Genomic DNA, 25385 nt, shown 5'->3' with positions numbered 1-25385 from the left:
CTGGGAAAACACCGAGAACGAGAGGCATGCCTTGAACCTGCGCGAACGCAAGAAGCGGCGCACCCGGGACGCACTGCTGCGGGCCGCGCTGGAACTCTTCGCCACGCGCGGGTACGAGGAGACGACCGTCGACGACATCGCCGCCGCCGTGGACGTCTCGCAGCGCACCTTCTTCCGCTACTTCGCCGGCAAGGAGGAGACGGCGTTCTTCGTACCGCGCCTCGCGGAGACCCTCGTCGTCGAGGCCCTGCGCACCCGCCCGCCGGACGAGGTGCCGCTGGAGGCGCTGCGCCGGTCCGTGCTGGAGAGCTGGGACGCGATCAACGAGGCCGTCGTGGAACTCGTGCCGCTCGAGCTCCACATGCGCGTCTACCGGGTGATCGAGTCGACGCCCGCGCTGCTCGCCGCCCATCTGCGGCGGTCGGCGGAGCTGGAGGAGCAGCTCGCGTGCATCATCGCTGAACGCGAAGGACTCGACGTGGACCTGGACCCCCGGCCGAGGATCGTCGTCGCGCTCTTCGGCGGAGTGATTCGTGTCACCGAACGCTTGTGGTCCGCTGGGGACGACGTCACCCTCGACGGAATGCGCGAACTCACCACGACATACCTGGATCAGGTGGGTCCCGCACTGGCCGGGAACTGGCGTGCAAAGCAGTCCCCTTAACCCCTCCACCGAAACGTGATCCCGGTCACTTGGTTAACGCGAGACCCTCTCGTTCTCCTAGTGTGTCCTTTCAGTGACTTCCTTCGACACCTCCCCGCAACTGAACGTCTGGCGCGCACTGCTCGCTCTGGCCGTCGTGTTCGTGATGCTGGCGACCACCGGCTGGACGGCCCTGCGCAACCAGCGGGGCGCCACGCCGCTCCAAGCCTCGCTCTCCGCCTGGGAGCACGGCCGGATCGGCGGGCACCGGCTGCCGGACCCGCAGTCCGAGCCGGCGAAGCTGGCCCGCTTCTTCTCCTCGCTCACCGAGCAGGACCGCTCGACCCTGGTCCGCACGTACTCGCTCGCGGTGGGCAACATGAACGGCGCACCGGTCGAGCTGCGCTACCGCGCCAACCACCTCGCGCTCGCCAAGGCGCGCAAGGTCGAGCGGGAACGCATGCACGACAAGCGCCTCACCCCGGCCGGACAGCAGGAGGCGGGCCGCAGGATGCACCGCTTCGGGGACCTCATGGAGCAGGGCCGGCACATCCTGGCCTTCGACCCGGAGGGTTCGGGCCGGGTGGCGGAGGTCTTCGGCGACCTGCGCAGGGCGGAGCGGGTCTCGGTCGTCGTCCCCGGCGTCGACACCGACCTGCTCACCTTCCAGCGCACCAACCGCAAGTACTCCGCGCCCGTCGGCATGGCCAAGTCCTTGTACGCGGCCGAGCAGCAGGTGAGCCCGTCGACCCGCACGGCCGTGATCGCCTGGGCCGACTACACGGCGCCTAGCGGACTCGGCATCGACTCGGCCACGGCGATGCGCGCCGAGGAGGGTGCCGTACGGCTCAACGCGCTGGTGCGGGCGCTGCCGGGCGGTTCGCCGGTCTCGCTGTTCTGCCACAGCTACGGCTCCGTGGTGTGCGGCGTCGCCGCGCACTCGCTGCCGGGCCGGGTGTCCGACATCGCGGTGGCGGGCAGCCCCGGTATGCGGGTCGAGAAGGCCGCCCAGCTGCACACCGGTGCCCGGGTGTGGGCGATGCGGGACTCCGACGACTGGATCCAGGACGTGCCCTACCTGGAGGTCGGCGGACTGGGCCACGGAGCCGACCCGGTGTCCGCCGGGTTCGGCGCGCGGGTGCTGTCGGCGGCGGGCGCGAAGGGTCACGCGGGCTACTTCGAGCCTGGAACGGCAAGTCTGTTCAATTTCGCAGAGATCGGCGTCGGCGCATACCGCTCGGTGCACTGCGCGCACGAAGACGGCGTCTGCCGTACCGGTATGTCCGGCACGGCGGCGGCCTGACGCGCGTAGAGGCGAAGAAATTGCGGTCTGCTCGGGAGGGGGACGGAGGAGCGCGTGCCGCATACGATGAGCCGCATGGGTGACGTACTGGCCGGATTGCATGCCGCCTGGGAGTTCGAGTCCGACTCCGTGCTCATCCGCTACGAACGAGGGATCCGAACACCCAAGCTCTTCCAGGCCCTCGGGGAACGTCGCGTGCCCCTGGCGGCGATCGCCGGGGTGACCCTGACCCGCGGGAAGCGCGGCACGGTCGTACTGCGCGTCGAGCCGCGCCCCGGGGCGGACCCGTTGCTGGAGGCGGCCGCCGGGCAGCTCAAGGAGAACGTCGACCCCTACCGGCTGGTGCTGCCCGCCGAGCGCGAGGTCCTCGCGGAGTACTACGCCGACGAACTGCGGGGTCTGCTGACGGAGTCCGGGCCGGCCGATCGGTTCCTGGTGAAGGCGCCCGAGGGGCCGCTGTCGTTCAAGGCGTACGACGGGAAGGCGACCTTCGACGGACGGACCGTGAACTTCCGGTGGTTCTGGACGGGGGCGTCGTCGGCGAAGTGGAAGGCCGGCGACCAGAGCTTCTCCGTCGGAGAGCTCAACGGGGTGGAGTGGCGGTCGCCGGAGGTCTTCGAGGGGCATCTGCGGCTGTTGCAGCGGGACGCGGGGGCACCCGGGGCGCAGGCCGACCAGGATCCCGCGGCGGTGGTGTTCGGGCTGGGGTACGGGCCGGTGCACGAGTCGCTGCCGTTCGCTGCGGCGGTGCTGGCGGCGGTGCGAACGTCCAGTCCGGTGCCGGCCGTGCCGGCCGGCGGGCCGCGCCGTGATCCTGCGGACATCGCCGAGCGGATTCGCCACCTGGGTGAGTTGCATCAGGCCGGTTTGGTGACGGATGAGGAGTTTTCGGTCAAAAAGGCCGAGTTGCTGGCGGAGCTTTAAGGACCCCTCAGCGTCTGCCCAGGTCTCGCCGTGGGCGGGCGCGGGTGCGTGCTTGGTTGATCGCGCAGTTCCCCGCGCCCCTGAAGGCGCGCCCCTAGGGGCGCTTCACTACTCCCTGCCTGCCGAGGTGAACGCCATGTCCGCATACCGCGTGCCCGCCACCTGGGCCGCTATGCCGTCCAGGAGGTCCAGTTCCTCGTCCGTGAGGACGATCCTGGTCGCGGCCGCGTTCTCCTCCACCCTGGTGGGCTTGCGGGTGCCCGGGATCGGGATGACCGGGAGGTCGTGGACCGTGGCCTGCTGCTGGACCCAGGCCAGGGCGATCTGACCGAGGGTCGCGTCGTGGGCCTTGGCCACCGACCGGATCAGCTCCAGCAGCGTCGCGTTCGCCGTGGCGTTGTCGCCCGTGAAGCGGGGCTGCTGGCGGCGGAAGTCACCGGCGGTCAGATCCTGGTCGGCATCGGTGAAGGACCCGGTGAGGAAGCCCCGGCCGAGAGGCGAGTACGCGACGAGGGCCACGCCCAGCTCACGGGCCGCGGGGACGACGTGCGTCTCGATGTCACGGCTGAACAGCGACCACTCCGACTGCACGGCGGCGATGGGGTGGACGGCGTGGGCGGCCCGCAGTTCACCGGCCGTGACCTCGCTCAGGCCCAGATGCTTGACCTTGCCCTCACGGACCAGGTCGGCCATGGTGCCGACGCTCTCCTCGATCGGCACGTTCACATCGCGCCGGTGCATGTAGTAGAGGTCGATGGCGTCGACGTCCAGGCGCTTCAGGCTCGCCTCGACGGCCTGGCGGATGTAGGGCGGGTCGTTGCGCACGACGCGGCGCGTCGGGTCGTCCGGCGGGATCGACAGGGCGAACTTGGTGGCTATCACGACCTCGTCGCGGTGGGCCTTGAAGAACGGCGCGAGGAACCGCTCGTTCTCACCGGCGCCGTACGCGTCGGCCGTGTCGTAAAGGGTGACGCCGAGTTCGAGCGCCCGCTCCAGCGTGGCCCGGGACGCGTCCGCGTCCGCGGGGCCGTAGCCGAAGCTCATGCCCATGCAGCCCAGGCCCTGGACGCTCACCTCGGGACCGTGGTCGCCGAGCTTCGCCGTCGTGATCCTGCCGTCCGTCATCGGGACCTCTCCGACGCCAGGGCACGCCCGGCGTCCGCGTAGAAACTGATCTTCCGGTCGAGCACGGCGAGCGTGCCCCGGAGTTCGTCGATCCTGGCCAGGACGTCCTCGCGGGTCGTCTTCAGCAGCTCGAAGCGCTCGACATAGGTGTGGTCGCCCTCGCGCACCAGTTCCGCGTACCGGACCATGTCCGCGACCGGCATGCCCGTCAGGCGGAGCTTGCCGACCAGGTCGAGCCAGTCGAGGTCGCGGTTGGTGTAGCGGCGCTGACCGGTGTGGGACCGGTCGATGTGCGGCATCAGGCCGATGCGCTCGTACCAGCGCAGGGTGTGTGCCGTCAGGCCGGTGAAGGCGACGACCTCGCTGATCGTGTAGTGGTCGTCGCCGTCCGGGCGCCGATTCTGCTGCGGCGGGCCGGCGCAGGTGTCGGTCCTGGCCGTCGTGGTCTCCATCACCGTCATGGCCCCCACGCTAGAACCCTGGAGTGCACTCCAAGCAAGCGCCGACGGTAAGAAATCGGCAGGACGTCACCGGACCCGACTGGTTAGCGTACGGACTCATGAGTGTTGTACGTCGCGCCCTGCCCGAAGACGCCGCAGAAGTCCTGCGGTTGCGCCAAGTCATGATCGACTCGGTGTTCGCCTCAGATCCCTCCATCGCCTGGCACGGGGAATCGCTCCCGACCCTGAGGGCCAAACTGGGCGATCCGGAAGGCGATTTCACGGCGTTCGTCGTCGACCACCCGGAGCGGCCGGGGGCGCTGGCCTGCCTGGTGGCCGGGACGATCGACTACCGCATCGGCAAGGCGGGCGATCCGCAGGGCAGGGTGGGCTTCGTGTTCAGCGTCGCCACCGCCCCGGACGCCCGGCGCCGCGGATACGCGCGGGCCTGCATGACCACCCTGCTGGAGTGGTTCCGCGAGCGCGGTGCCCGGCGGGTGCAGCTGACCGCCTCGCCGGAGGCGGAGCCGCTGTACGTCTCGCTCGGTTTCCGCCCCAAGCCCGACCCTTTGCTGGAGCTCGCGCTCTGAGCGCATAGGCTCGAACGCATGTCGCTGAAGAGCCTCGCCTTGATCGAGAACTGGCCGGTTCCCACCGCCGCGGCGGGTGCCGTACGCGCGGACGGCACCGTCCTCGGCCTCCACGGACCGGCCGCGCAGCGGTTCCCGCTCGCGTCGGTGACCAAGCCGCTGGCCGCCTACGCGGTGCTCGTCGCGTACGAGGAGGGGGCCATCGAGTTCGACGAGCCCGCGGGTCCCCCCGGGTCGACGGTCCGCCACCTGCTCGCGCACACCTCGGGCCTCGCCTTCGACGAGCACAAGGTCACGGCCCCGCCCGCGGAGCGGCGGCTGTACTCCAACGCCGGCTTCGAGCAGTTGGGCGACCACGTCGCGAAGGCCACCGACATCCCGTTCGGGGAGTACCTCCGGCAAGCCGTGCTGGAGCCGCTGGGCATGACCTCGACGACCCTGGAGGGCTCCCCGGCCAAGGACGGGGTGTCGACGGTGGAGGACCTGCTGCGGTTCGCGGCCGAGGTGCAGGCGCCGCGGCTGCTGGATCCGCGTACGGTCGCCGACGCCATGACCGTGCACTACCCGGGCACCAAGGGCGTCCTGCCGGGGTACGGCCACCAGAACCCCAACGACTGGGGGCTCGGGTTCGAGATCCGCGACTCCAAGTCGCCGCACTGGACGGGCTCCTCGTCCTCGCCGCGCACTTTCGGGCATTTCGGGCAGTCGGGTACGTTCCTGTGGATCGACCCGGACGCGGGAGCGGCCTGCGTGGCCCTGACGGACCGGGCGTTCGGGCCCTGGGCGATCGAGGCGTGGCCGGCGTTCACGGACGCGGTGCTGGCCGAGCTCCGGAACGGGTCCTAGAAGGCTCATGAAGATCTTGCCTTCTAGTTCATCTCCCAGATCAGCAGCTCCGCGTCGGTCACGCCCTCGGCCTCCAGGCCCTTGACGTCCGTGATCCGGGCCGCGTCACCCGCCGCCAGTGCGGTGCCGTCCAGGCGTACGGCACCGCGTACGACATGGACGTACGCGTACGCCCCGTCGGGCACCGCCGTCCGCTCCCCCGCCCCGAGGCGCCGCACGTGCAGCATCGCGCCGGCCTCGGGGACGGCGTAGGGCGTCGAGTCGGCGATGCCGCGGACGACCTCGTAGGACGGGTCGCCGCCGGGGCTGAGGGGGGCCAGCCACATCTGGATGAAGGTCAGGGGCTCCGGGCCGTCGTTGCGCTCCACGTGCCGCACACCGCCGGCCGAGCTGAGCCGCTGCACGTCCCCGTGGCGGACGACCGACTCGTGCCCGGTGGAGTCCCGGTGGGTCAGCTCGCCCTCCACCACCCAGGTCACGATCTCGGTGTGGCTGTGCGGATGCTCGTCGAAGCCCGCCCCGGGGGCCAGCCGCTCCTCGTTGCACGCGAGCACCGCGCCGAAACGGAGGTTGTCGGGGTCGTAGTGGGGCCCGAAGGAGAAGGCGTGCCACGTCTCGATCCCTGCGGTCGCGTCCCCTCCGGGGTAGCGCTCGCCCGCGCGCCGTACGTCCATCACGTGGTCCACCGTAGACCCCGGCGGCCCACCTTCCCGTCCGGATAAGGCAGTCTTGTCCCCGTGCCCGAACCCGAAACCAGCAAGAACGAAGCCGCAGCCCACGACGTCCATCCGCATGCCGCGACGCTGAAGCGGCTGGAGAAGTCGTCCGGATCGCTCGCCGCGCAGGCCATCGCGCGGATGGACGAGACACTGCCGTGGTACCGGGCCATGCCCCCGGAGAACCGTTCCTGGATCGGTCTGGTCGCGCAGGCGGGTATCGCCGCGTTCACCGAGTGGTTCCGGCATCCGGACGCTCCGCAGGCCATCTCCACCGACGTGTTCGGCACCGCGCCGCGCGAGCTGACCCGGGCGATCACCCTGCGCCAGACCGTGGAGATGGTGCGCACCACCATCGAGGTCATGGAGAGCGCGATCGACGAGGTCGCGGCCCCCGGCGACGAGCGGGTGCTGCGCGAGGCGCTGCTCGTCTACGCCCGCGAGATCGCCTTCGCCACGGCCCAGGTGTACGCCCAGGCCGCCGAGGCACGCGGCGCCTGGGACGCCCGGCTGGAGTCCCTGGTCGTGAACGCCGTGCTCAGCGGCGAGGCCGACGAGGGTGCCGTGTCCCGGGCCGCCGCGCTCGGGTGGAACTCGCCCGAGCACGTGTGCGTGGTGCTCGGCACCGCGCCCGACGGTGACTCCGAACTGACCGTGGAGGCGATCCGCCGGGCCGCCCGGCACGCCAAGCTCCAGGTGCTCACCGGGGTGCTCGGCGACCGGCTGGTCGTCATCGCCGGCGGCAGCGACAATCCGCTGGCCGTCGCCAAGTCGCTCATCGGCCCGTACGCGGCCGGGCCGGTCGTGGCGGGCCCGGTGGTGCCGGACCTGCTGGCCGCGACCCGGTCCGCGCAGGCCGCCGCGGCCGGGCTGAAGGCGTGTTCCGCCTGGCAGGACGCCCCGCGCCCGGTCCTCGCGGACGATCTGCTCCCGGAGCGGGCGATGGCCGGTGACCCCTCGGCCCGCGAGCAACTGGTGGAGGAGATCTACAGACCGCTGGAGGAGGCCGGGGCCGCGCTCCTGGAGACCCTCAGCGTCTATCTCGAACAGGCGAGCAGTCTCGAGGGAGCCGCCCGGATGCTGTTCGTCCATCCCAACACCGTCCGCTACCGGCTTCGACGTGTGACTGACGTCACCGGCTGGTCACCCTCCGATGTACGCTCTGCGTTCACCCTGCGGATCGCGCTGATCCTGGGGCGTCTGGTCGATGGAGATCCTCAGTCCTAGGGTTTTGTGGAAGCTCGACAAAACCCCTTCGTGTTCTTCGTCCCTGTCCCCACGGGCGGTTGTGCCCGTCACCAAGAGAGAGTGTGAGAGTGCTCGTACTCGTCGCTCCCGGCCAGGGCGCTCAGACGCCCGGCTTCCTGACTGAATGGCTCGACCTCCCCGGTGTTCGCGGTGCCCTCGAGGCCTGGTCCGACGCCGCGGGGCTCGACCTGATCCGTTACGGCACCGAGGCCGACGCGGAGGAGATCCGCGACACCGCGGTGGCGCAGCCGCTGCTGGTCGCGGCCGGACTCGCGTCCGCGAACCTGCTGTTCGACGACCCGGCCGAGCTGGCGCAGAAGGTCGGCGCGATCGCCGGTCACAGCGTCGGCGAGATCACCGCCGCGTCGCTCGCCGGAGTGCTCCCCCACGAGGAGGCGCTCCGCCTGGTCCGCACCCGTGGGCTCGGCATGGCCGAGGCCGCCGCGGTCACGGAGACCGGCATGGCGGCGCTGCTGGGCGGCGACCCCGCCGTGACGGTTGTGCACCTGGAGAAGCTGGGCCTGACCCCGGCGAACATCAACGGCGCGGGCCAGATCGTCGCGGCCGGCACGAAGGAGCAGCTCGCCGCGCTGGAGGCGGACAAGCCCGAGGGCGTGCGCAAGGTCGTCGCGCTGAAGGTGGCCGGCGCGTTCCACACGCACCACATGGCCCCCGCGGTCGACACGCTGGCCAAGGCCGCCGAGGCCCTGGCGCCCGGCGACCCGAAGGTCACCTACGTCTCCAACAAGGACGGCCGGACCGTCGCCGCCGGCGGCGAGGTGCTGGACCGCCTGGTCGGCCAGGTCGCCAACCCGGTCCGCTGGGACCTGTGCATGGAGACCTTCAAGGAGCTCGGTGTCACGGCCCTGGTCGAGCTGTGCCCCGGTGGCACCCTCACCGGCCTCGCCAAGCGGGCCCTGCCCGGGGTGAAGACGCTGGCCCTGAAGTCCCCCGCCGACCTCGACGCGGCTCGCGAGCTCATCGCCGAGCACGCCTGACCGCCGCCCCCAAGGAGCCGACCGCATGGCGAAGATCAAGCCCAGCAAGGGCGCCCCGTACGCGCGCATCCTCGGCGTCGGCGGCTACCGCCCGACCCGGGTCGTGCCGAACGAGGTGATCCTCGAGACGATCGACTCGTCCGACGAGTGGATCCGCTCGCGCTCGGGCATCCAGACGCGGCACTGGGCGAACGACGAGGAGACGGTCGCCGCGATGTCGATCGAGGCGTCCGGCAAGGCGATCGCCGACGCCGGGATCTCCGCCGAGCAGATCGGCGGCGTGATCGTCTCGACCGTCTCGCACTTCAAGCAGACCCCGGCCGTCGCCACCGAGATCGCCGACAAGCTGGGCACCGCCAAGGCCGCCGCCTTCGACATCTCGGCCGGCTGCGCGGGCTTCGGCTACGGCCTCACCCTCGCCAAGGGCATGATCGTCGAGGGCTCGGCCGAGTACGTCCTGGTGATCGGCGTGGAGCGGCTGAGCGATCTGACCGACCTGGAGGACCGGGCGACGGCCTTCCTGTTCGGCGACGGCGCCGGCGCGGTCGTCGTGGGCCCGGCCGACGAGCCCGCCATCGGCCCCACCGTCTGGGGCTCCGAGGGCGACAAGTCCGAGACGATCAAGCAGACCGTGCCGTGGACGGACTACCGTTCCGGCGAGGTCGCCAAGTTCCCCGCCATCACGCAGGAGGGCCAGGCGGTGTTCCGCTGGGCCGTGTTCGAGATGGCGAAGGTCGCCAAGGAGGCGTTGGACGCCGCCGGCATCTCCGCGGAGGACCTGGACGTCTTCATTCCGCACCAGGCCAACGAGCGGATCATCGACTCGATGGTGAAGACTCTCAAGCTGCCGGAGTCCGTCACGGTCGCACGTGACGTACGCACCACCGGCAACACCTCGGCCGCCTCGATTCCGCTCGCGATGGAGCGGCTCCTGGCGACCGGTGAGGCGAAGAGCGGCGACACCGCGCTCGTCATCGGCTTCGGGGCGGGTCTCGTCTACGCCGCGACTGTCGTTACCCTCCCCTAGGCACTCCGTGCCGGATCATGCGATCCGGCACGGGAGGAAACACCTGCCACACCCTCTGGATATCTACGAAGGAGCGCCAACATGGCCGCCACTCAGGAAGAGATCGTCGCCGGTCTCGCCGAGATCGTGAACGAGATCGCCGGCATCCCGGTTGAGGACGTCCAGCTGGACAAGTCCTTCACCGACGATCTGGACGTCGACTCGCTGTCCATGGTCGAGGTCGTCGTCGCCGCCGAAGAGCGCTTCGACGTCAAGATCCCCGACGAGGACGTCAAGAACCTCAAGACCGTCGGTGACGCGACCGACTACATCCTCAAGCACCAGGGCTGATCAGCCGATCTGCCCCTGCGGGCTGACTGCCCCGCCACCCGGCGGTGGCGCCGCTTAATCCTCGGATCCGTTGGAGAAAGAATTCCCGTGAGCTCGACCAATCGCACCGTGGTCGTCACCGGTATCGGCGCAACCACACCGCTGGGTGGCGACGCAGCCTCTACCTGGGAGGGCCTGATCGCCGGTAAGTCCGGCGTGAAGCCCCTGGAGCAGGACTGGGCGGCCGACCAGGCCGTCAAGATCGCGGCCCCGGTCGCCGTGGAGCCGACCGAGGTCATCCCTCGGCCGCAGGCCCGCCGACTGGACCGCTCGGCGCAGTTCGCGCTGGTCGCGGCCAAGGAGGCCTGGGCCGACGCCGGTTTCGAAGCGAAGGCCGGCGAGGACCCGAACATCGACCCCGACCGGCTCGGCGCGGTCATCGCCTCCGGTATCGGCGGCGTGACGACGCTGCTCGACCAGTACGACGTGCTGAAGGAGAAGGGCGTCCGCCGCGTCTCCCCGCACACCGTGCCCATGCTGATGCCCAACAGCCCGTCGGCCAACGTGGGTCTGGCCGTGGGCGCCCGGGCGGGCGTGCACACGCCGGTCTCCGCCTGTGCCTCGGGCGCCGAGGCCATCGGCTACGCCATCGAGATGATCCGCACCGGCCGCGCCGACGTCGTCGTCGCGGGTGGCACGGAGGCGGCGATCCACCCGCTGCCCATCGCCGCGTTCGGCAACATGATGGCGATGTCCAAGAACAACGACGACCCGCAGGGCGCGTCGCGTCCCTACGACACCGCCCGCGACGGCTTCGTCCTCGGTGAGGGCGCCGGTGTCGTGGTCCTGGAGTCCGCCGAGCACGCCGCGAAGCGCGGGGCCCGGGTGTACGCCGAGGCGGTCGGGCAGGGCATCTCCGCCGACGCGCACGACATCGTGCAGCCGGAGCCGGAGGGGCGGGGCATCTCGCACGCCCTGCAGAACCTGCTGGACCGCAACGACCTGGACCCGGCGGAGATCGTGCACGTCAACGCGCACGCGACGTCGACGCCGGCCGGGGACATCGCCGAGTTGAAGGCGCTGCGGAAGGTGTTCGGTGACGACGCCGACCACTTCGCGGTGTCCGCGACGAAGTCGATGACCGGGCATCTGCTGGGTGGTGCGGGTGGTGTGGAGACGGTTGCGACCGTGCTCGCGCTGTACCACCGGGTGGCGCCGCCGACGATCAACGTGGAGAACCTGGACCCCGAGGCCGAGGCGAACGCCGACGTCGTGCGGGGGGAGGCTCGGAAGCTGCCCGTCGAGGGCCGTATCGCCGCGCTGAACGACTCGTTCGGGTTCGGTGGGCACAACGTGGTGTTGGCTTTCCGGACCATCTGATCCTGTGCACCGCGACGCTCAGCGGTCGCAGGGTTGATCGGCCCGAACTCCCAGTGGGGGTTCGGGCCGATCGCCGTTTTGTGTCGCGTTGCCTGCCGGGTGCGGGCGGGTGGGGGCTTGTCGCGCAGTTCCCCGCGCCCCTTCAGGGCGTGTCCCCGGGGGCGGTTCACACCACCTGGTGCGGCTCCCCTTCAGGGCGTGTCGCTGGGGGCGGTTCACACCACCTGGTGCGCGCCTCCCTTCAGGGCGTATCCCTGGAGGCGAGTCACACCACCTGGTGCGCGCCCCCCTTCAGGGCGTATCCCTGGGGGCGGTTCACACCACCTGGTGGAGCCAGCGGACCGGGGCGCCTTCGCCTGCGTATCTGAAGGGTTCCAGTTCGTCGTCCCAGGGCTTGCCCAGGAGTTTGCCGATCTCGGCTTCCAGGTCGGTCTCGCCGCGTCGGCTGCGGTGCAGCGCCGCACGCAGGCGGTCCTCGGGGATGAGGATGTCGCCGTGGATGCCGGTGACGGCGTGGTAGATGCCCAGGTCGGGGGTGCAGCTGTAGCGCTCGCCCTCGGCGGTGGGGCAGGGCTCCGCGGTGACCTCGAAGCGCAGGAGGTGCCAGCCGCGCAGCGCCGAGGCCAGCTTGGACGCCGTGCCCGCCTGGGCCTGCCAGGAGAACTCCGAGCGCCAGGTGCCGGGGGCGGCCGGCTGACGGATCCAGTCCAGGCTGACGCGTGTGCCGAGCACCCCGGCGACGGCCCACTCGACGTGCGGGCACAGCGCGCGCGGCGCGGAGTGCACGTACAGAACTCCACGTGTCGTCACCGGAACCTCCGGGCAGAGCGGGACATGGTGCAAGCGGGCGGAACGGCTGTGACCGGGCGGGTCACGTTGATGGCGAGGCTACCGTGCGAGGGGGCAAGGAGTGTGACGTACGGTCGGTCCAGGTGCCGGGAAACGCCTGCCATTCACCCATGGGGACGCTTGTACGGGTGTGAGCCGTTGCATCTGATCGGTCGGGAACCCTCGTGCGTTGTTATGGGTTGGGGAGACAGGCACGGCGTGGCGAGGGGATGGACCAGGGATGCGGAAGCGAAGCCGTCGCACACGGGGCGTTCTGGCCGTGGTCGCGGCGGCCGTGCTGGGTGTCGCCGGGTGTGATGCCGTGGGGGGTGATTCCGCGGCTCCGTCCGAATCCGCGAAGCCGTCGCCGAAGCCCACGCCCCTGTGGGACCGCAGCCCGGGTTCCGTGGCCGCCGTCGGGGACTCCATCACGCGCGGGTTCGACGCGTGTGACGTGCTGTCGGACTGTCCGGAGGCGTCCTGGGCGACCGGCGCCAGCCCCGAGGTCGACTCGCTCGCGGTGCGGCTGCTGGGCAGGTCCGGGGCCGCCCGGCGGAGCTGGAACTACGCCGTGACCGGGGCGCGGATTGCCGATCTGCCCGGGCAGATGGCGCAGGCGGTGCGGCGCGAACCGCAGCTGGTGACGGTGATGGTGGGGGCCAACGACGCCTGCCGGTCCACGCCCTCGGCGATGACTCCGGTCTCCGCCTTCCGTGCCGACTTCGAGGACTCCCTGCGCTCCCTGCGCAAGGCCCTGCCGAAGGCGCAGGTGTTCGTGGCGAGCGTGCCGAACCTGAAGCGGCTGTGGTCCGAGGGCCGTACCAGCCCGATGGGCAGGCAGGTGTGGAAGCTGGGCATCTGCCCGTCGATGCTGGGCGACGCGGACGCCCTGGACCCGGCGGCGACGCTGCGGCGGGACACGGTGCAAAAGCGTGTGGAGGACTACAACAAGGTCCTGAAGGAGGTCTGCGCCGAGGACAAGCGGTGCCGGTACGACGGGGGCGCGGTGTACGACTACCGCTTCGGCACGGCCCAGTTGAGCCGCTGGGACTACTTCCACCCCAGTGTGAACGGACAGGCCCGGTTGGCGGAGATCGCGTACCGCACCGTGACCGCGAAGAAGCCCTGACCCGGACTCTGACTTAGAGTTCCGCACATGAACGAACTCTTCGGAACACTTTCCGACGGGACCCCGGTGCACCGCTGGACCCTGGAGCGGTCGGGCGTACGGGTGCGGGTCCTGTCGTACGGCGGGATCGTGCAGTCCGTGGAGGTGCCGGACCGGGAGGGCCGGGCCGGGGACGTGGTGCTGGGCTTCCCGGATCTCGCCGGGTATCTCGCCCATCCGGAGCCGTACCTCGGCGCCCTGGTCGGCAGGTACGCCAACCGGATCGCCGGCGGCCGCTTCACCCTGGACGGCCGTACGTACGCGCTGGAACCGAACAACGGGCCGAACTCGTTGCACGGTGGCGCGCGCGGCTTCGACAAGCGGGTGTGGGAGGCGGAGCCGGTCGAGCACGGAGTACGGCTGACCCGGATCAGCCCGCACGGCGAGGAGGGGTTCCCGGGGCGGCTGGAGGTCTCGGCGACGTACACGCTCGACGGGAGCGGCGCGCTGCGGATCGCGTACGAGGCGGTGACGGACGCGCCGACCGTGGTGAACCTGACGAACCACAGCTACTTCAACCTGGCCGGTTCCGGTGACGCGGGCGGTCACGAGCTGCGGCTGGCCGCTTCCCGGTACACGCCGGTCGACGCGGACCTGATCCCCGCCGGCGGCCCCGAGGAGGTGACCGGTACGCGGTTCGACTTCCGCGAGGCGCGCAAGACCGGCTCCGGCTACGACCACAACTTCGTGCTCGACAAGGGCGTGACGGACGGCCCGGTGGAGGTCGCCGAGCTGCATGACCCGGCGTCCGGGCGGGTGCTGACGGTGGCGACCACCGAGCCCGGCCTCCAGCTGTACACGGCCGACCACCTGGGCGAGCCCTTCGCGCCCGGTGACGGCATCGCGCTGGAGACCCAGCGCTTCCCCGACTCGCCGAACCGGCCGGACTTCCCGGCGACCGTGCTGCGGCCGGGCGAGGTGTTCCGCTCGGAGACGGTGTACGGGTTCGGCGTCCGCTGAGCCACTCGTGACAGACCACGAGCCCCGGTCCGGAGGTCAGGTCCCGGACCGGGGCTGCCTGGTGGGGAACGTGTCCCGGATCAGACGTTAATCGTCGCGGTGATCCTGCGGTCCGTGATCGAGCGTCCGACCTGGATCTCGTACGAACCCTTCACAAACGACCACGAGCCGGTCGCCTCGTCCCAGATCTCGAAGGCGCGGCTCGGCAGTTCCACGGTGGCCTCGGTGCTGTCGCCGGGTGCGGCCTCGACGCTCGCGAAGCCGGCCAGCCAGCGTGCCGGGCGGGTGGGGCCGGGGCCGGTGGGGGCGAGGTAGAGCTGGACGACCTCGCGGCCGGGGCGGTCGCCGGTGTTGCGCAGGCGGACCTTCGCGGTGGTCCCCTCGGCGGTCTTGGCCACCTCGACGGACTCGTAGCTCCAGTCGGTGTAGCCGAGGCCGTGGCCGAAGGGGTAGGCGGGGCTGCGGCCGTGTTTCTCCCAGGCGCGGTAGCCGATGAAGACGCCTTCCTCGTAGGTTAGTTCGCCGTTCTCCGGGACGACCCGGGTGACGGGGGCGTCGGTGAGGGAGCCCCAGGTGGTGGGGAGGCGGCCGCCGGGCTCATGGGCACCGGTGAGGACGTCCGCGAGGGCCGCGCCGCCCTCCTGGCCGGGGAACCAGGACAGGAGCACCGCGGCGACCTCGTCGCGCCACGGCAGCTCCACCGGGGAGCCGGAGTTGACGACCACGACGGTGTCGGGGTTGGCGGCGGCGACGGCGCGGACCAGGTCGTCCTGGCGGCCGGGCAGGCGCAGGTCGGTGCGGTCGAAGCCCTCGGACTCGACGCGGTCGGTGGTGGCGACCACGACGACGGCCGTGTCGGCGGCCCGGGCCGCCGCGGCGGCTTCGGCGATCAGCTCGTCGGCGTCGCGCTGCGGGTCCTGGTGGGCGAGGGTGAACCCGATGGTCCGCATGGGGTGGTCACCGAGCGGCGGGACCGTGTACGTGAGGGAGACCTCGACGGGTTCGCCCGCGGTGAGTTCGGGCCGGGCGTGGGGCACCGGGGCACCGAAGAAGGCCGCGAAGGGGTCGCGGTCCCCGGCGGGGCGCTGGACGTCGTCGTAGTGCGTGGTGCCGGCGACGGTGAGCTTGAAGGGGCCGAGGCCCTTGATGCCGAAGGTGTGCGTGCCGCTCTCGCGCGGGGTGAAGGTGCCGGTCAGTTCGACGCTGTGCAGGTTCTCGTGGGTGACGCCCTCGGGGAGGTCCGCGCCCATCCACTGGATGTGGCCGCTGGGGGCCGAGCGCGTGCCGATGACCCGGCCGGCCGCGTCCCGGCAGACGGCGCGCAGCTCGAAACCCGGGTCGGCGACGGGGAGTTCGGTGTTCGGGTCGGCGCCGAGGGCGTAGCTGAGGCTCCCGTCGGGGAGGGCGGCGGTCAGACCGTCGAGCGGGGAGACGACCCGGGCGGGGAAGACGGTGGCGGAGCCGCCGCCGAGGACACGGGCGTCGCGGGCTGCGGCGCCGATCAGCGCGATGCGGCCGGGCCTCAGCGGCAGCGCGCCCCTTACGTTGCGGACGAGGACGAAGGAGCGGCGGGCGATCTCGCGGGCGAGTGCCTCGCCGTCGACGGTGCCGGGCAGGTCGGTGACGGCCGGTTCGGCGCCTTCCAGGATGCCGACCCGGGCGGCCAGGCGCAGCACGCGGCGGACGGCCTCGTCGACCTGTGCCTCGTCGGCCTCGCCGTCCCGGACGGCCTGCGCGAGGGCGTCGCCGTAGACCGTCCGAGGGCCGGGCATGGCGAGGTCGAGGCCGCCGGTGAGGGCGCCGGTGGTGGAGCGGGCGGCGGTCCAGTCGGAGACGTTGACGCCGTCGAAGCCCCACTCGCCACGCAGGACCTCGTTGACCAGGTGGTGATGCTCGGTCATGGTCGGGCCGTTGACGGAGTTGTAGGCGGTCATGATGCCCCAGGGGTGGGCGTTGTCGACGATCGCCTCGAAGGGGGCCAGGTACAGCTCGCGCAGGGCCCGTTCTCCGACGAGGTTGTTCACGGTGAGGCGGTCGGTCTCGGCGTCGTTGGCGACGAAGTGCTTGACGGTGGTGCCGACGCCGCCGGACTGGACGCCGCGGACGTACGCGGCGCCGATCCGGCCGGTGAGGTAGGGGTCCTCGCTGTAGGCCTCGAAGTGGCGGCCGCCGAGCGGGGAGCGGTGCAGATTGACCGTGGGGGCGAGCAGGACGTGGACGCCCTTGCGGCGGGCCTCCTGGGCCAGCAGCACCCCGGCCCGGTGGGCGAGGCCGGGATCCCAGGTGGCGGCCAGGGCGGTCGGGGAGGGCAGGGCGACGGACGGGTCGTCGGCGCTCCAGTGCACTCCCCGGACCCCGACCGGCCCGTCGGACATGACCAGCGAGGCCAGCCCGGCCTCCGGGATCGCGGGCAGGCTCCACAGGTCCTGGCCGGCCAGCAGCCGCGCCTTGGCGTCCAGGTCGAGCTTGCCGAGGGCGGCCTCGACGGCGTTCTCGCGGGCCGCGTCCTGCATCGTCTGTGTCGTCTCGGCCACGTCGGCCTCCTCGTCGAAGTCGATGTCGTCATCATCCTGCCTCGGCGGCATGCGAAGGACTCGTGACCGAGACCGGCAATTGAGCGACCGACACGGCGAGCGACCGCCTCCGCGAGAGCGGCGGCGGTCGAGCCGCACAGGAGGGCACGGCGCGCAAGGACATCCGGCCCGGGCGTACTTCACGCAGCGCGTCCGCGTTCCGGGACTTCCTGACGCTGCTGGGCGAGGGCACCGACTAGCGGGCCGGTACGGCGGCCACGACCTCCACCTCGACGAGGGCCTCGGGCCGGAAGAGCCGGGCCGCCTCGAAGGTCATGCTGGTCGGAGGGGTGCCGGTGAGGAACTCTCTTCGTACGGCTCCGTATTCGTCCAGCTGGGAGATGTCGGTCAGGTACGTGCGGATGTTGACCACGTCGGCCAGGGTCGCGCCGTGGGCCGTGAGCAGCGCGGTGAGGGTCTCGAAGACGCCCCGGGTCTGCTCGGCGAGCGTGGCGCCCTCGGCGATCTGCCCGGAGACGAACAACAGGGCGCTGCCGTCGGGGTGTTCGATGCGGGCGACCTGGGAGTAGTAGGGGCTCAGGGGCCGGGGAGCGGAGGCCGGGTTGTCGAGGGTGATCTGCATGCCGCCGACGCTAGGCGCGAGCCCTGGATGCGACAAGCGAATGTCTAGCATGGCTGTCATGCCGAACACGCATGACTCGGAGACCGGGCTCTCCACCGTCTGGCTGCGGGTCTTCCTGGCGGTCGCCCGGCACGGCTCGTTCACGGTGGCGGCGCGGACACTCGGCTGGACGCAGTCCGCGGTGTCCCGCCAAGTGGCCTCCCTGGAAGCGGCGCTGGGCGGCGGACCGCTCTTCGACCGGCTGCCGCGCGGTGTGGCGCTCACGGAGGCCGGGCGGCTGCTGGTGCCGCACGCCGAGACGGTCACCGACGCGCTGCACGAGGCCCGGCGCGAGCTCGGCGCCCTGCGCGAGGCGGCCGGCGGCCGGCTCCGGTTCGGCGCGTTCGCCACCGCCGACGCGGTCCTGGTGCCGCATGCCCTGGCCCTCTTCCGCGCCCGTCGGCCCCAGGTCCGGGTCACCCGCGAGGAGGGTTTCACGCCCGCTCTGCTCGACCGGCTGACGGCCGGTCACCTGGATCTCGCGGTCGTCTCGACGACGGGCGGCGCACCGCTGGAGTCGTACGAGCTGCACCACCTCCTCGACGAGCCGCTGTACGTGGCCGTCCCGGGCTGCCATTCCCTCGCCGGCCACCGGGGCCCGGTGCCGCTCGGCCGTTTCGCGGACGCCGACTGGATCTCCGGCGGCGCCCGCCCCGAGGGCACCCTCCTGGACGCGGCCCTGCGCCAGGGCTTCCGTCCCCGGGTCGCCCATGTCGTCGGCGAGTGGACCGCCAAGCAGGGCTACGTGGCCGCCGGTCTCGGCGTGGCCCTCGTGCCGGGGCTCGCGGCCGCGTCCGTACGCCCGGACGTCACGCTGCTGCGGGTGCGTGACGAGGGCGCCCCGGCCCGGGCGGTGTACGCGGCGACCGTGCGCGGCCGGTCCCTGACGCCGGCGGCCTCGGCCTTTCTGGACGCGGTGCGGGAGGCGACGGCGCGGATTCCCGCCTGAGCCCCACCCATGGCGTGGACCCCGCGGGGTGTTCCCGCCTGAGCCCCCACCGTGGACTCCACCGGGGGCGATGATCCCCGCCTGAGCCCCCACCATGGCGTGGACCCCACGCGTCACGCGATACTGCGGCCGTCCGGCACCGACCCCCCACCGCGACGGAAGGCCTGAACACCCTTGATAACCCAACGCGTTCGCCTCGGCGTGCTCGGTCTCGCCCTGCTGAGCGGCTTCGCCACCCCGACGGCCGCGAGTGCCACCCCGACGGCCGGGAGCGCCGCCTCGGCGGCCCCCTCTCCCACCGTCGAGGAGCAGCGGCTCGACCGGGCCGCACCCCAGGAGATCCTGCGCCGCTCCGGATTCGACGCCCTGGCCCCGCGGTTGGCCCGGGCCCTCGACTCGGCCCGCTCCTACGGGGAGGCCCGCCGTGCGGTGGCGGGCGAGGGCGCGCGGTTGTGGCAACGTGCGGTCGACCGGGCGCAGGGGCGCGGCCCGTCCGGCGGGGACGTGAGCCGGGACGACGACCGGCCGCTGTACTGGGCGCGGCTCGGCATGACGCGTGAAGTGCGCACGTGGAAGCCGGCGTTCGGTCTGACGGACGGGCAGCGGGCCGCGCTGCTGGACGAACTGGAGCGCACCTCGCGCGGCCAGGACGCCATCCGGTATCCGCGGGGCAAGGGCCTGAAGCGGATCCTGCTCACCGGCTTCGACCCGTTCACCCTGGACCGGGACATCCGTATCTCCAACCCGTCCGGCGCCACCGCACTGGCCCTCGACGGCACGGTGATCGAGACGGCGGACGGCCCGGCCCGGATCGAGACGGCCGTGTTCCCGGTGCGCTGGCAGGACTTCACCGAGGGCACGGTGGAGCGGACCCTGCGGCCGCACCTGCCGAAGGTCGACCTGTTCACGACGGTGAGCCAGGGCCGGGTCGGGCGGTTCGACATCGAGCGGACCAACGGGGCCTGGCGCGGCGGCTTCGCGGACAACGACACCGTCGGCCGCACCGAGACCGTGCCGGTCTCCGACCCGGCCTCGCAGCCGCAGTGGACGACGACCACGCTGCCCCACGCGGCGATCGTCGCCGCGCGGACCGGCCGTTTCCCGGTGTACGACAACACGAGCGTCACCGAGATCCCGGCCGGCGGCTCCCAGCCCGTCGTACGCCCCGACGGGCCGACGCCCGGCTCCACCGCTCGCGCGGGCGGGGGCGGCGACTACCTCTCCAACGAGATCGCCTACCGGGCGACCCTGCTGCGCGACCGGCTCGGGCTGCACGACACGCTGCCGGGCGGCCATGTGCACACGCCGGTACTGCAGTTCGGCACCGGGAACACCACGGAGATCACCGACCCGGAGTTCGTGCGCAACCGGCTGGACATCATCGCCCAGGTGAGGACCATCCTGAAGGTGGCTGCGGAGACGTCGTAGCGGCCCCGTCGCCCTCCTCGCCGTCTTCGCCGCCCTCGCGGCTGTCCTCGCCGAGCAGGTCGCGTGCCATGAGGGTGGCGCCGGCCACCGCGCCCGGCATCAGGAACACGGCGACGAACGGCACCAGGAACGCCACGGCGAGCGGCGTGCCGAAGCCCCAGACCAGGGTCTTGCGGGAGCGCAGCAGGGTGAGGCGGGTGCGCAGTGCGACGCTGCGGCGCTGGAGGGCGACGGCGGTCAGTTCCTCGGTGAGGAAGAACCCGGTGACGAAGAACCCGATCACCGGGACGACCGTCTGCCCGACCACGGGGATGAAGCCGCACGCGAACAGCAGCACCCCCCACAGGGCGGCCCGCACCACGATCCGCAGGCTGTCCCGGGCGGAGATCCACAGCTCACGCCAGAACGGCAGCCCCGACTCGGGGGCGTACCCGTCCGGGGACACGTCCCGGTCGACCTTCTCGGAGAGGTTCTCGTAGAAGGGCTGCCCGATCAGCAGGGTCACCGCGGTGAAGGTCACGACCGACAGGAGCAGGCCGAGGGCGAACAGCACGGCGGTCAGGAAGCCGCGGAACAGTCCGAGCCACGGGCTGGACCAGTCGTCCGCGAAAGGCGTCGCCCAGCCCACGAGGTCCTCGCCCCACAGGGCCAGCGCGACGAGCGCCGCCGCGTAGAGAACGAGGGTGATCAGACCGGGGAGCAGCCCGAAGCCGTACTGCCTGCCGTGCCGGGCCACCCACCGCTGGCCCTTCAGGAGGTACCGGAAACCCGCTCCTAGATCGCGCATGGGCAAACCCTATCCGGGCCCGTGTCGCGCTCTTGACGCGCTCCGGTCACACCGCTGTCACGGGTCGCCCAGGTCAGGCCGGACGCGCCGGTGAGAGCCAACCGGGTCACGGGTGACACCAACGCGCTCTTGTTGCCGTTGAGTCGAACCGGTACACCTCGCCGTACCGATCTCAGGAAGCCCCAGGAGGAGGTACGCGTGCGCACCAAGAGAAGCGTTCCTGCGAGACCTGCACTGATCACCGCCCTGGCCCTCGCCGCGGCGGGTTCGCTCCTGCTCGCGCCCGGCCCGGCCGGCGCCGACCCGTTACCCGTCACCCGCGAGGGCTCCGCCGTGGACGACCGGGCGGCACGGGCTCCCGCCGGCGCGGCGCGACGCGCGTTGACCGCGGACGCCTCCCCCGCCGCACCCACCCGCTCCTACCCCCGCCGCCTGGCCCTCGCCCCCGACCCGGAGAACCCCGGCGACAAGTCCCTGAAGCTGGGACTCACGCCGTACCACGCGATCGCGCCGAAGCTGAACGCCCTGCAGCGCCTCGGCGACCGGGTGAGCGTGGAGGTGACGGGCCGCTCGGCCGGCGGCCACCGCCTCTACCTCGTCACCGTCACCGCCCCGGAGACCACCCGGCAGGCCCGCGCCCAGGAACGCATGCGCGAGCTGATCGAGAACGCGCCCGCCACAGCGGCCACATCCCGCGAGATCACCCGCGATTACAAGACGCCGGTCTTCGTCAACAGCAACATCCACGGCAACGAGTGGGAGGGCACGGACGCCTCCCTGAAGGTCATCGAGCAGCTCGCCACCGCGAAGGACGCCAGGACCAGGGACCTCCTCGCGCACAGCCGCCTGTACTTCAACATCACGGCGAATCCGGACGGCCGTGTCGCCGGCACCCGCGCCAACGCGAACGGCTTCGACCTCAACCGCGACTTCGTCACCGCCTCCCAGCCCGAGACCCGGGCGATGCGGCAGATCGAGCTCGGCACGCAGCCGGCGGTCCTGCTCGACCTGCACGGCTACGTCAACGGCACCCTCATCGAGCCCACCACTCCCCCGCACGGCGAGAACTACGAGTACGACCTCTTCCTGAAGAACACCTACGCGAACGCCCTCGGCATGGAGTCCGCGGTCAACGCCCTCGGCTACACACCCGCGAAGGACGGCGTTCAGGCGGCGCAGATCCCGTTCCGCGACCAGGAGGAGGGCTGGGACGACTGGCCGCCGATCTTCACCCCGCAGTACGCGGCCTTCCACGGCACGGTGGCCGCCCACACGGTGGAGATCCCGCTGGCGGTGAACAACGAGGAGTACGACGAGCTGCCCGTCCCCGAGCTGCGCCGCCGCTCGGCGATCAACACGGCCGTGGCGGGCGCGGCCATCCGCGCGACCCTGAACCACGTGCGCGAGCACCGCGGCACCCTGATCACCGACCAGATCGAGGTGTTCCGGCGCGGCGCGGCGGGCGCCATGCAGGTGCCGGTGTCCCCGGAGTCGGTCCCGGGCGTTCCCGGCATCGGCCCGGAGGACGTCTACACGACCACGTTCCCGCGCGCCTACGTCATCCCGCCGGGCGGAGCCCGCACGCAGCGTTCGGGACCCGCCGCCGCCCGTCTGGTCGACCACCTCCTCGCCAACGACGTCCGCGTCACCCGCGCCACCCGCCCCTTCCGGCTCGCCGGCCGGACCTACCCCCGGGGCTCGTACGTCGTCGACCTGCACCAGCCCAAGCGCGGCATGGCGAACGCGCTGCTGGCCGACGGCCGGGACATCAGCGGCAAGGTCTCGGTGATGTACGACATCTCCGGCTGGAGCCTGGGCAGCCTGTGGGGCGCCACGGTCGAGCGGGTGCCGTCGGGCAGCCTGCGGGGCGCTCCCCTGCGGCCGGTCGGCGAGGCCGCGCCGGTCGCGCACGTGCCCGCGCACGGCGACCTGCGGCTGCGCCTGACCGATCCGCGTGAGATCGCCGCCCTCAACTCCCTGCTCCGGCAGGGCGTTTTGGTCCGGCGGGCGGCGGACGGCAGCGCGATCGTCCCGGCGTCGGCCCGCCGCGAGGCGCGCACGGCCGCCCGCACCCACGACGTCTCCTTCACGGCCACCCGGCAGTCCGGCACGGCGCCGCTGCACCGCCTCCGCGTCGCCGCCGCCGTCACGCCGGGCGAGCTGTTCGCCCTGCGGGAGATGGGCTTCGACGTCACGCCGGTCTCGACGGCCGTGCTGAACGCGGGCTTCGACTGGTCGGGCGCGGACGTGCTGTTCGTGTCCGCCGGCCTGGACCGCCCGGACCTCACCGAACCCGCCCGGCAGGCCCTGGACTCCTTCCTGGACGGGCACGGCCTGGTCGGCCGGGGCGCCGCGGGAGCGGCCCTGAACGCGGCGGCGGGGCGGCTGGCGGTCAAGCCGGTGGAGGGCAACGCGGACGCCAACGGCGTGGTGCGGGTGCGCAATTCCGGCGGCATCACGCGTGACGCCCCGGCCAGGGGCTTCGTCTACGCCCCGCTCTGGTTCACCGACCCGGGCCCCGGTGTCCGCGTGGAGCAGTCGTACGCGGCCGGCAACCCGCTGGTCTCCGGGCACTGGCGACCGCTGCGGGACGGCTCCGGCGGTCCTGCCGCTGCCGCCGGGCAGGCCTCGGTCGTCAGCGGGGGCCACACGGTCCTGTTCGGCACCGAACCACTCTTCCGGGACCACCCCAAGGGTGAATTCCCGCAGGTGGCGAGGGCATTGTTCACAGTGGCACACAGCGCTTCAGTCAAGGAGAGCGGATGACGCAGGAGATCCACGGCAGCGTGGCGGACGGCTTCGAGGCGGTGCGCGAGGAGTTCACGGCCTTCGTCGCCGGGGAGCGTGCCGACTACGAGGGACAGCTGTGCGCCTACGTCCGCGGCCGGAGGGTCGTCGACCTGTGGGCGGGGACCGACGCCGACGCCCTCTACGGTGTGTTCTCGTCCACCAAGGGCGCCGCCTACCTGGTCGTGGCTCTGCTCGTCCAGGACGGCACGCTCGAACTGGACCGCAAGGTGACGTACTACTGGCCGGAGTTCGCGGCCGAGGGCAAGGGCGCCCTGACCCTGCGGGATCTGCTGGCGCACCGGGCGGGCGTGGTCGGTACGGACACCGGCTTCACGCTCGCGGAGCTGGCCGACGACCGTCAGCTCGCGGAACGCCTCGCCGACCAGCGGCCGTTCTGGCGCCCCGGCACGGCGTTCGGTTATCACGCGCTGGTCGCCGGCGCCCTGGCCGGCGAGGTCGTCCGCCGCGCGACGGGCCGCACGCTCCAGGAGGTCTACCAGGAGCGGATCAGGTCCCCCTACGGGCTGGACTTCCACCTGGGCCTGCCCGCGCCCGAGGAGCCGCGTTTCCGCACCGTCCAGCCGATGGACCCGACCCCCGAGCAGCAGACCGTGCTGGACGCCGTGCCCACGGGCCCGCACGCGCTTGCCTCGATCGCGTTCAACGGCAACGCGGCGGAGCCGACCGACCTCGTCTCCCTGCCCGACATGCCGCTGATCCGGGCGAAGGGCCCGGCGTCGGTGGGCGGGGTGGCGTCCGCGCGGGGCCTGGCGGGGATGTACGCGGCGGCGATCAGCGGGGTGGGAGAACAGCCCGCGCTGCTGAAGCCGGACACGGTGGCGGAGTTCGGGCAGTTCCACTCGGCCGGCTACGACCTGGTGGCCCGGGCCCACAAGTCGTTCGGGCTCGGCTTCCAGATGACGGCTGACACGTGGCACCCGTTCCTCGGCGCCGGGACGATCGGGCACAGCGGCGCGGGCGGCTCCCAGGCCTTCGCGGACCCGTGGAGCGGCCTCGCCTACGGCTACACGCGCCGCCGGTTCGCCTTCCCCGGTGGGGCGGCCCCGGAGAACGGCCGGCTGGCGCGGGCGGTCCACACGGCGGCGCTGGCCCTTTGAGGGTGCCCTTCCACTGTGAGCGCGCTACCCGGGCGGGCATGGTGAAAGAACCCTGAGCCCGGGCACGACGGAGGCCGCACCCCACGTCCAGGGGTGCGGCCTCCGCGTACGCAACGAGCGTGGTCAGACCAGCGTCACGGTGATGTTGCCGCGGGTCGCCTTCGAGTACGGGCAGACCTCGTGGGCCTTCTCGATCAGTGACCGGGCGGTTCCCCGGTCCACCTTCGGGATGTCGGCCGAGATCTCGACGATGATCCCGAAGCCGTCCCCGTTCTTGCCGAGGCCGACCTTGGCGATAGGGGTCTCCCCTGCTCGAACGAAGTTGAGAGCTTGGGGAAGGTCGAACCGGAGAGGTCGGCTCCCTCCTGACGGGCGACGACACCGAGAGCACCCTGGAAGCAGGCGCTGTACCCGGCGGCGAACAGCTGCTCCGGGTTGGTACCGGCGCCGCTCCCGCCCATCTCCTTGGGCGGGTTGACGACGACGTCGAGCGTGCCGTCGTCGGTGGTGACCCGGCCGTCGCGCCCGTTCTCGGCGGTGGCGACGGCGGTGTACAGGACGTCGGACTGCTGGATCGGCATGCGGTTGTGTTCCTCAGGTCGTCCGCCGCGGC

General features: G+C 71.9%; 23 protein-coding genes and 1 pseudogene. 16 read left to right on the top strand and 8 right to left on the bottom strand.

The window, feature by feature from the left end; all coding sequences use genetic code 11:
* Window positions 1-31 precede the first annotated feature (31 nt).
* From FDO69_RS17820 to FDO69_RS17810, 3 genes are all read left to right on the top strand, one after another.
* Window positions 32-664, top strand: a complete 633-nt coding sequence (locus tag FDO69_RS17820) for a TetR family transcriptional regulator (RefSeq protein WP_234387977.1) — start codon at window positions 32-34, stop codon at window positions 662-664.
* A 73-nt stretch (window positions 665-737) separates the two neighbouring features.
* Complete coding sequence (locus tag FDO69_RS17815; RefSeq protein ID WP_104780800.1) at window positions 738-1946, top strand: alpha/beta hydrolase; 1209 nt, start codon at window positions 738-740, stop codon at window positions 1944-1946.
* Window positions 1947-2021: 75 nt separating this feature from the next.
* Entirely contained in the window at window positions 2022-2870 is an 849-nt protein-coding gene (locus FDO69_RS17810; RefSeq protein ID WP_104780799.1) for a DUF4429 domain-containing protein, read from the top strand.
* Between the two features lie 108 nt (window positions 2871-2978).
* Here the strand turns inward: FDO69_RS17810 and FDO69_RS17805 are convergent, their stop codons facing one another.
* Window positions 2979-3995, bottom strand: coding sequence for an aldo/keto reductase (locus tag FDO69_RS17805; RefSeq protein WP_104780798.1), 1017 nt, complete (start codon window positions 3993-3995; stop codon window positions 2979-2981).
* On the bottom strand, window positions 3992-4456 hold the full coding sequence (locus FDO69_RS17800; protein WP_104780797.1) for a MerR family transcriptional regulator: 465 nt from the start codon (window positions 4454-4456) through the stop codon (window positions 3992-3994). Before FDO69_RS17800 ends, FDO69_RS17805 begins: the two co-directional genes overlap by 4 nt.
* A gap of 98 nt (window positions 4457-4554) precedes the next feature.
* On the opposite strand from FDO69_RS17800, the gene FDO69_RS17795 reads away from it, so the two are divergent.
* Window positions 4555-5025: a GNAT family N-acetyltransferase gene (locus FDO69_RS17795; RefSeq protein ID WP_104780796.1), complete on the top strand. Its 471-nt coding sequence runs from the start codon at window positions 4555-4557 to the stop codon at window positions 5023-5025.
* Window positions 5026-5043: 18 nt separating this feature from the next.
* Entirely contained in the window at window positions 5044-5871 is an 828-nt protein-coding gene (locus FDO69_RS17790; protein ID WP_104780795.1) for a serine hydrolase domain-containing protein, read from the top strand.
* Between the two features lie 23 nt (window positions 5872-5894).
* On the opposite strand, the gene FDO69_RS17785 is transcribed toward FDO69_RS17790, so the two are convergent.
* Window positions 5895-6545, bottom strand: coding sequence for a pirin family protein (locus tag FDO69_RS17785; protein WP_104780846.1), 651 nt, complete (start codon window positions 6543-6545; stop codon window positions 5895-5897).
* A gap of 63 nt (window positions 6546-6608) precedes the next feature.
* Here FDO69_RS17785 and fasR point away from each other — a divergent pair, with 63 nt between their 5' ends.
* The 5 genes from fasR (at window position 6609) to fabF (ending at window position 11549) form a co-directional block, all read left to right on the top strand.
* On the top strand, window positions 6609-7814 hold the full coding sequence (gene fasR, locus FDO69_RS17780; protein WP_104780794.1) for a fatty acid biosynthesis transcriptional regulator FasR: 1206 nt from the start codon (window positions 6609-6611) through the stop codon (window positions 7812-7814).
* Between the two features lie 89 nt (window positions 7815-7903).
* Window positions 7904-8833, top strand: coding sequence for an ACP S-malonyltransferase (locus tag FDO69_RS17775; RefSeq protein ID WP_104780793.1), 930 nt, complete (start codon window positions 7904-7906; stop codon window positions 8831-8833).
* Window positions 8834-8858: 25 nt separating this feature from the next.
* Entirely contained in the window at window positions 8859-9860 is a 1002-nt protein-coding gene (locus tag FDO69_RS17770) for a ketoacyl-ACP synthase III (RefSeq protein ID WP_104780792.1), read from the top strand.
* A gap of 81 nt (window positions 9861-9941) precedes the next feature.
* Window positions 9942-10190 carry an acyl carrier protein gene (locus FDO69_RS17765; protein WP_003989952.1) on the top strand — a complete coding sequence of 83 codons (249 nt, stop codon included), beginning with the start codon at window positions 9942-9944 and terminating at the stop codon, window positions 10188-10190.
* Window positions 10191-10277: 87 nt separating this feature from the next.
* Complete coding sequence (fabF, locus tag FDO69_RS17760; protein ID WP_104780791.1) at window positions 10278-11549, top strand: beta-ketoacyl-ACP synthase II; 1272 nt, start codon at window positions 10278-10280, stop codon at window positions 11547-11549.
* Between the two features lie 315 nt (window positions 11550-11864).
* Here fabF and FDO69_RS17755 read toward each other — a convergent pair whose 3' ends face one another.
* The gene (locus tag FDO69_RS17755; protein ID WP_104780790.1) at window positions 11865-12359 is read right to left on the bottom strand and encodes a DUF3145 domain-containing protein; all 495 of its coding nucleotides are present in this window, start codon (window positions 12357-12359) and stop codon (window positions 11865-11867) included.
* A gap of 259 nt (window positions 12360-12618) precedes the next feature.
* On the opposite strand from FDO69_RS17755, the gene FDO69_RS17750 reads away from it, so the two are divergent.
* Both FDO69_RS17750 and FDO69_RS17745 read left to right on the top strand, forming a co-directional pair.
* On the top strand, window positions 12619-13506 hold the full coding sequence (locus FDO69_RS17750) for an SGNH/GDSL hydrolase family protein (RefSeq protein WP_104780789.1): 888 nt from the start codon (window positions 12619-12621) through the stop codon (window positions 13504-13506).
* 27 nt (window positions 13507-13533) lie between these two features.
* Window positions 13534-14505 (top strand): aldose epimerase family protein, encoded by a 972-nt coding sequence (locus FDO69_RS17745; RefSeq protein WP_104780788.1) that lies wholly within the window; start codon window positions 13534-13536, stop codon window positions 14503-14505.
* A gap of 80 nt (window positions 14506-14585) precedes the next feature.
* Here the strand turns inward: FDO69_RS17745 and FDO69_RS17740 are convergent, their stop codons facing one another.
* Together FDO69_RS17740 and FDO69_RS17735 are read right to left on the bottom strand one after the other, a co-directional pair.
* The gene (locus tag FDO69_RS17740) at window positions 14586-17018 is read right to left on the bottom strand and encodes a glycoside hydrolase family 3 protein (RefSeq protein ID WP_104780845.1); all 2433 of its coding nucleotides are present in this window, start codon (window positions 17016-17018) and stop codon (window positions 14586-14588) included.
* 256 nt (window positions 17019-17274) lie between these two features.
* Window positions 17275-17661: a RidA family protein gene (locus FDO69_RS17735; RefSeq protein ID WP_104780787.1), complete on the bottom strand. Its 387-nt coding sequence runs from the start codon at window positions 17659-17661 to the stop codon at window positions 17275-17277.
* A 49-nt stretch (window positions 17662-17710) separates the two neighbouring features.
* On the opposite strand from FDO69_RS17735, the gene FDO69_RS17730 reads away from it, so the two are divergent.
* On the top strand, window positions 17711-18649 hold the full coding sequence (locus FDO69_RS17730; RefSeq protein WP_420878515.1) for a LysR family transcriptional regulator: 939 nt from the start codon (window positions 17711-17713) through the stop codon (window positions 18647-18649).
* Between the two features lie 174 nt (window positions 18650-18823).
* The gene (locus tag FDO69_RS17725) at window positions 18824-20077 is read left to right on the top strand and encodes a pyroglutamyl-peptidase I (RefSeq protein WP_104780785.1); all 1254 of its coding nucleotides are present in this window, start codon (window positions 18824-18826) and stop codon (window positions 20075-20077) included.
* Here FDO69_RS17725 and FDO69_RS17720 read toward each other — a convergent pair.
* Window positions 20028-20864, bottom strand: coding sequence for an EI24 domain-containing protein (locus FDO69_RS17720; protein ID WP_104780784.1), 837 nt, complete (start codon window positions 20862-20864; stop codon window positions 20028-20030). The two genes, FDO69_RS17725 and FDO69_RS17720, sit on opposite strands and share 50 nt — an antisense overlap.
* Before the next feature lie 198 nt (window positions 20865-21062).
* Here FDO69_RS17720 and FDO69_RS17715 point away from each other — a divergent pair, with 198 nt between their 5' ends.
* The gene (locus FDO69_RS17715) at window positions 21063-23630 is read left to right on the top strand and encodes a M14 family zinc carboxypeptidase (RefSeq protein WP_104780783.1); all 2568 of its coding nucleotides are present in this window, start codon (window positions 21063-21065) and stop codon (window positions 23628-23630) included.
* The gene (locus FDO69_RS17710) at window positions 23627-24772 is read left to right on the top strand and encodes a serine hydrolase domain-containing protein (protein WP_104780782.1); all 1146 of its coding nucleotides are present in this window, start codon (window positions 23627-23629) and stop codon (window positions 24770-24772) included. Before FDO69_RS17715 ends, FDO69_RS17710 begins: the two co-directional genes overlap by 4 nt.
* A 123-nt stretch (window positions 24773-24895) precedes the next feature.
* Here FDO69_RS17710 and FDO69_RS17705 read toward each other — a convergent pair.
* A pseudogene (locus FDO69_RS17705) lies at window positions 24896-25353 on the bottom strand (organic hydroperoxide resistance protein).
* Window positions 25354-25385: the final 32 nt, after the last annotated feature.

The organism is Streptomyces tibetensis, from assembly GCF_007655005.1.
In the GTDB taxonomy this organism is placed as follows: Bacteria; Actinomycetota; Actinomycetes; order Streptomycetales; family Streptomycetaceae; genus Streptomyces; species Streptomyces tibetensis.
Note: the sequence above shows the minus strand (reverse complement) of the source record. Positions and strands in the feature narration are given on the sequence as shown.

What these genes read in the sequence shown, in the direction of transcription:
- FDO69_RS17810 (WP_104780799.1), top strand. Translation starts at nt 2,022, where the DNA reads ATGGGTGACGTACTGGCCGGATTGCATGCCGCCTGGGAGTTCGAGTCC.
- FDO69_RS17805 (WP_104780798.1), bottom strand. Translation starts at nt 3,995, where the DNA reads ATGACGGACGGCAGGATCACGACGGCGAAGCTCGGCGACCACGGTCCC.
- FDO69_RS17800 (WP_104780797.1), bottom strand. Translation starts at nt 4,456, where the DNA reads ATGACGGTGATGGAGACCACGACGGCCAGGACCGACACCTGCGCCGGC.
- FDO69_RS17795 (WP_104780796.1), top strand. Translation starts at nt 4,555, where the DNA reads ATGAGTGTTGTACGTCGCGCCCTGCCCGAAGACGCCGCAGAAGTCCTG.
- FDO69_RS17790 (WP_104780795.1), top strand. Translation starts at nt 5,044, where the DNA reads ATGTCGCTGAAGAGCCTCGCCTTGATCGAGAACTGGCCGGTTCCCACC.
- FDO69_RS17785 (WP_104780846.1), bottom strand. Translation starts at nt 6,545, where the DNA reads ATGGACGTACGGCGCGCGGGCGAGCGCTACCCCGGAGGGGACGCGACC.
- FDO69_RS17770 (WP_104780792.1), top strand. Translation starts at nt 8,859, where the DNA reads ATGGCGAAGATCAAGCCCAGCAAGGGCGCCCCGTACGCGCGCATCCTC.
- FDO69_RS17765 (WP_003989952.1), top strand. Translation starts at nt 9,942, where the DNA reads ATGGCCGCCACTCAGGAAGAGATCGTCGCCGGTCTCGCCGAGATCGTG.
- FDO69_RS17750 (WP_104780789.1), top strand. Translation starts at nt 12,619, where the DNA reads ATGCGGAAGCGAAGCCGTCGCACACGGGGCGTTCTGGCCGTGGTCGCG.
- FDO69_RS17745 (WP_104780788.1), top strand. Translation starts at nt 13,534, where the DNA reads ATGAACGAACTCTTCGGAACACTTTCCGACGGGACCCCGGTGCACCGC.
- FDO69_RS17740 (WP_104780845.1), bottom strand. Translation starts at nt 17,018, where the DNA reads ATGCAGGACGCGGCCCGCGAGAACGCCGTCGAGGCCGCCCTCGGCAAG.
- FDO69_RS17735 (WP_104780787.1), bottom strand. Translation starts at nt 17,661, where the DNA reads ATGCAGATCACCCTCGACAACCCGGCCTCCGCTCCCCGGCCCCTGAGC.
- FDO69_RS17730 (WP_420878515.1), top strand. Translation starts at nt 17,711, where the DNA reads ATGGCTGTCATGCCGAACACGCATGACTCGGAGACCGGGCTCTCCACC.
- FDO69_RS17720 (WP_104780784.1), bottom strand. Translation starts at nt 20,864, where the DNA reads ATGCGCGATCTAGGAGCGGGTTTCCGGTACCTCCTGAAGGGCCAGCGG.
- FDO69_RS17710 (WP_104780782.1), top strand. Translation starts at nt 23,627, where the DNA reads ATGACGCAGGAGATCCACGGCAGCGTGGCGGACGGCTTCGAGGCGGTG.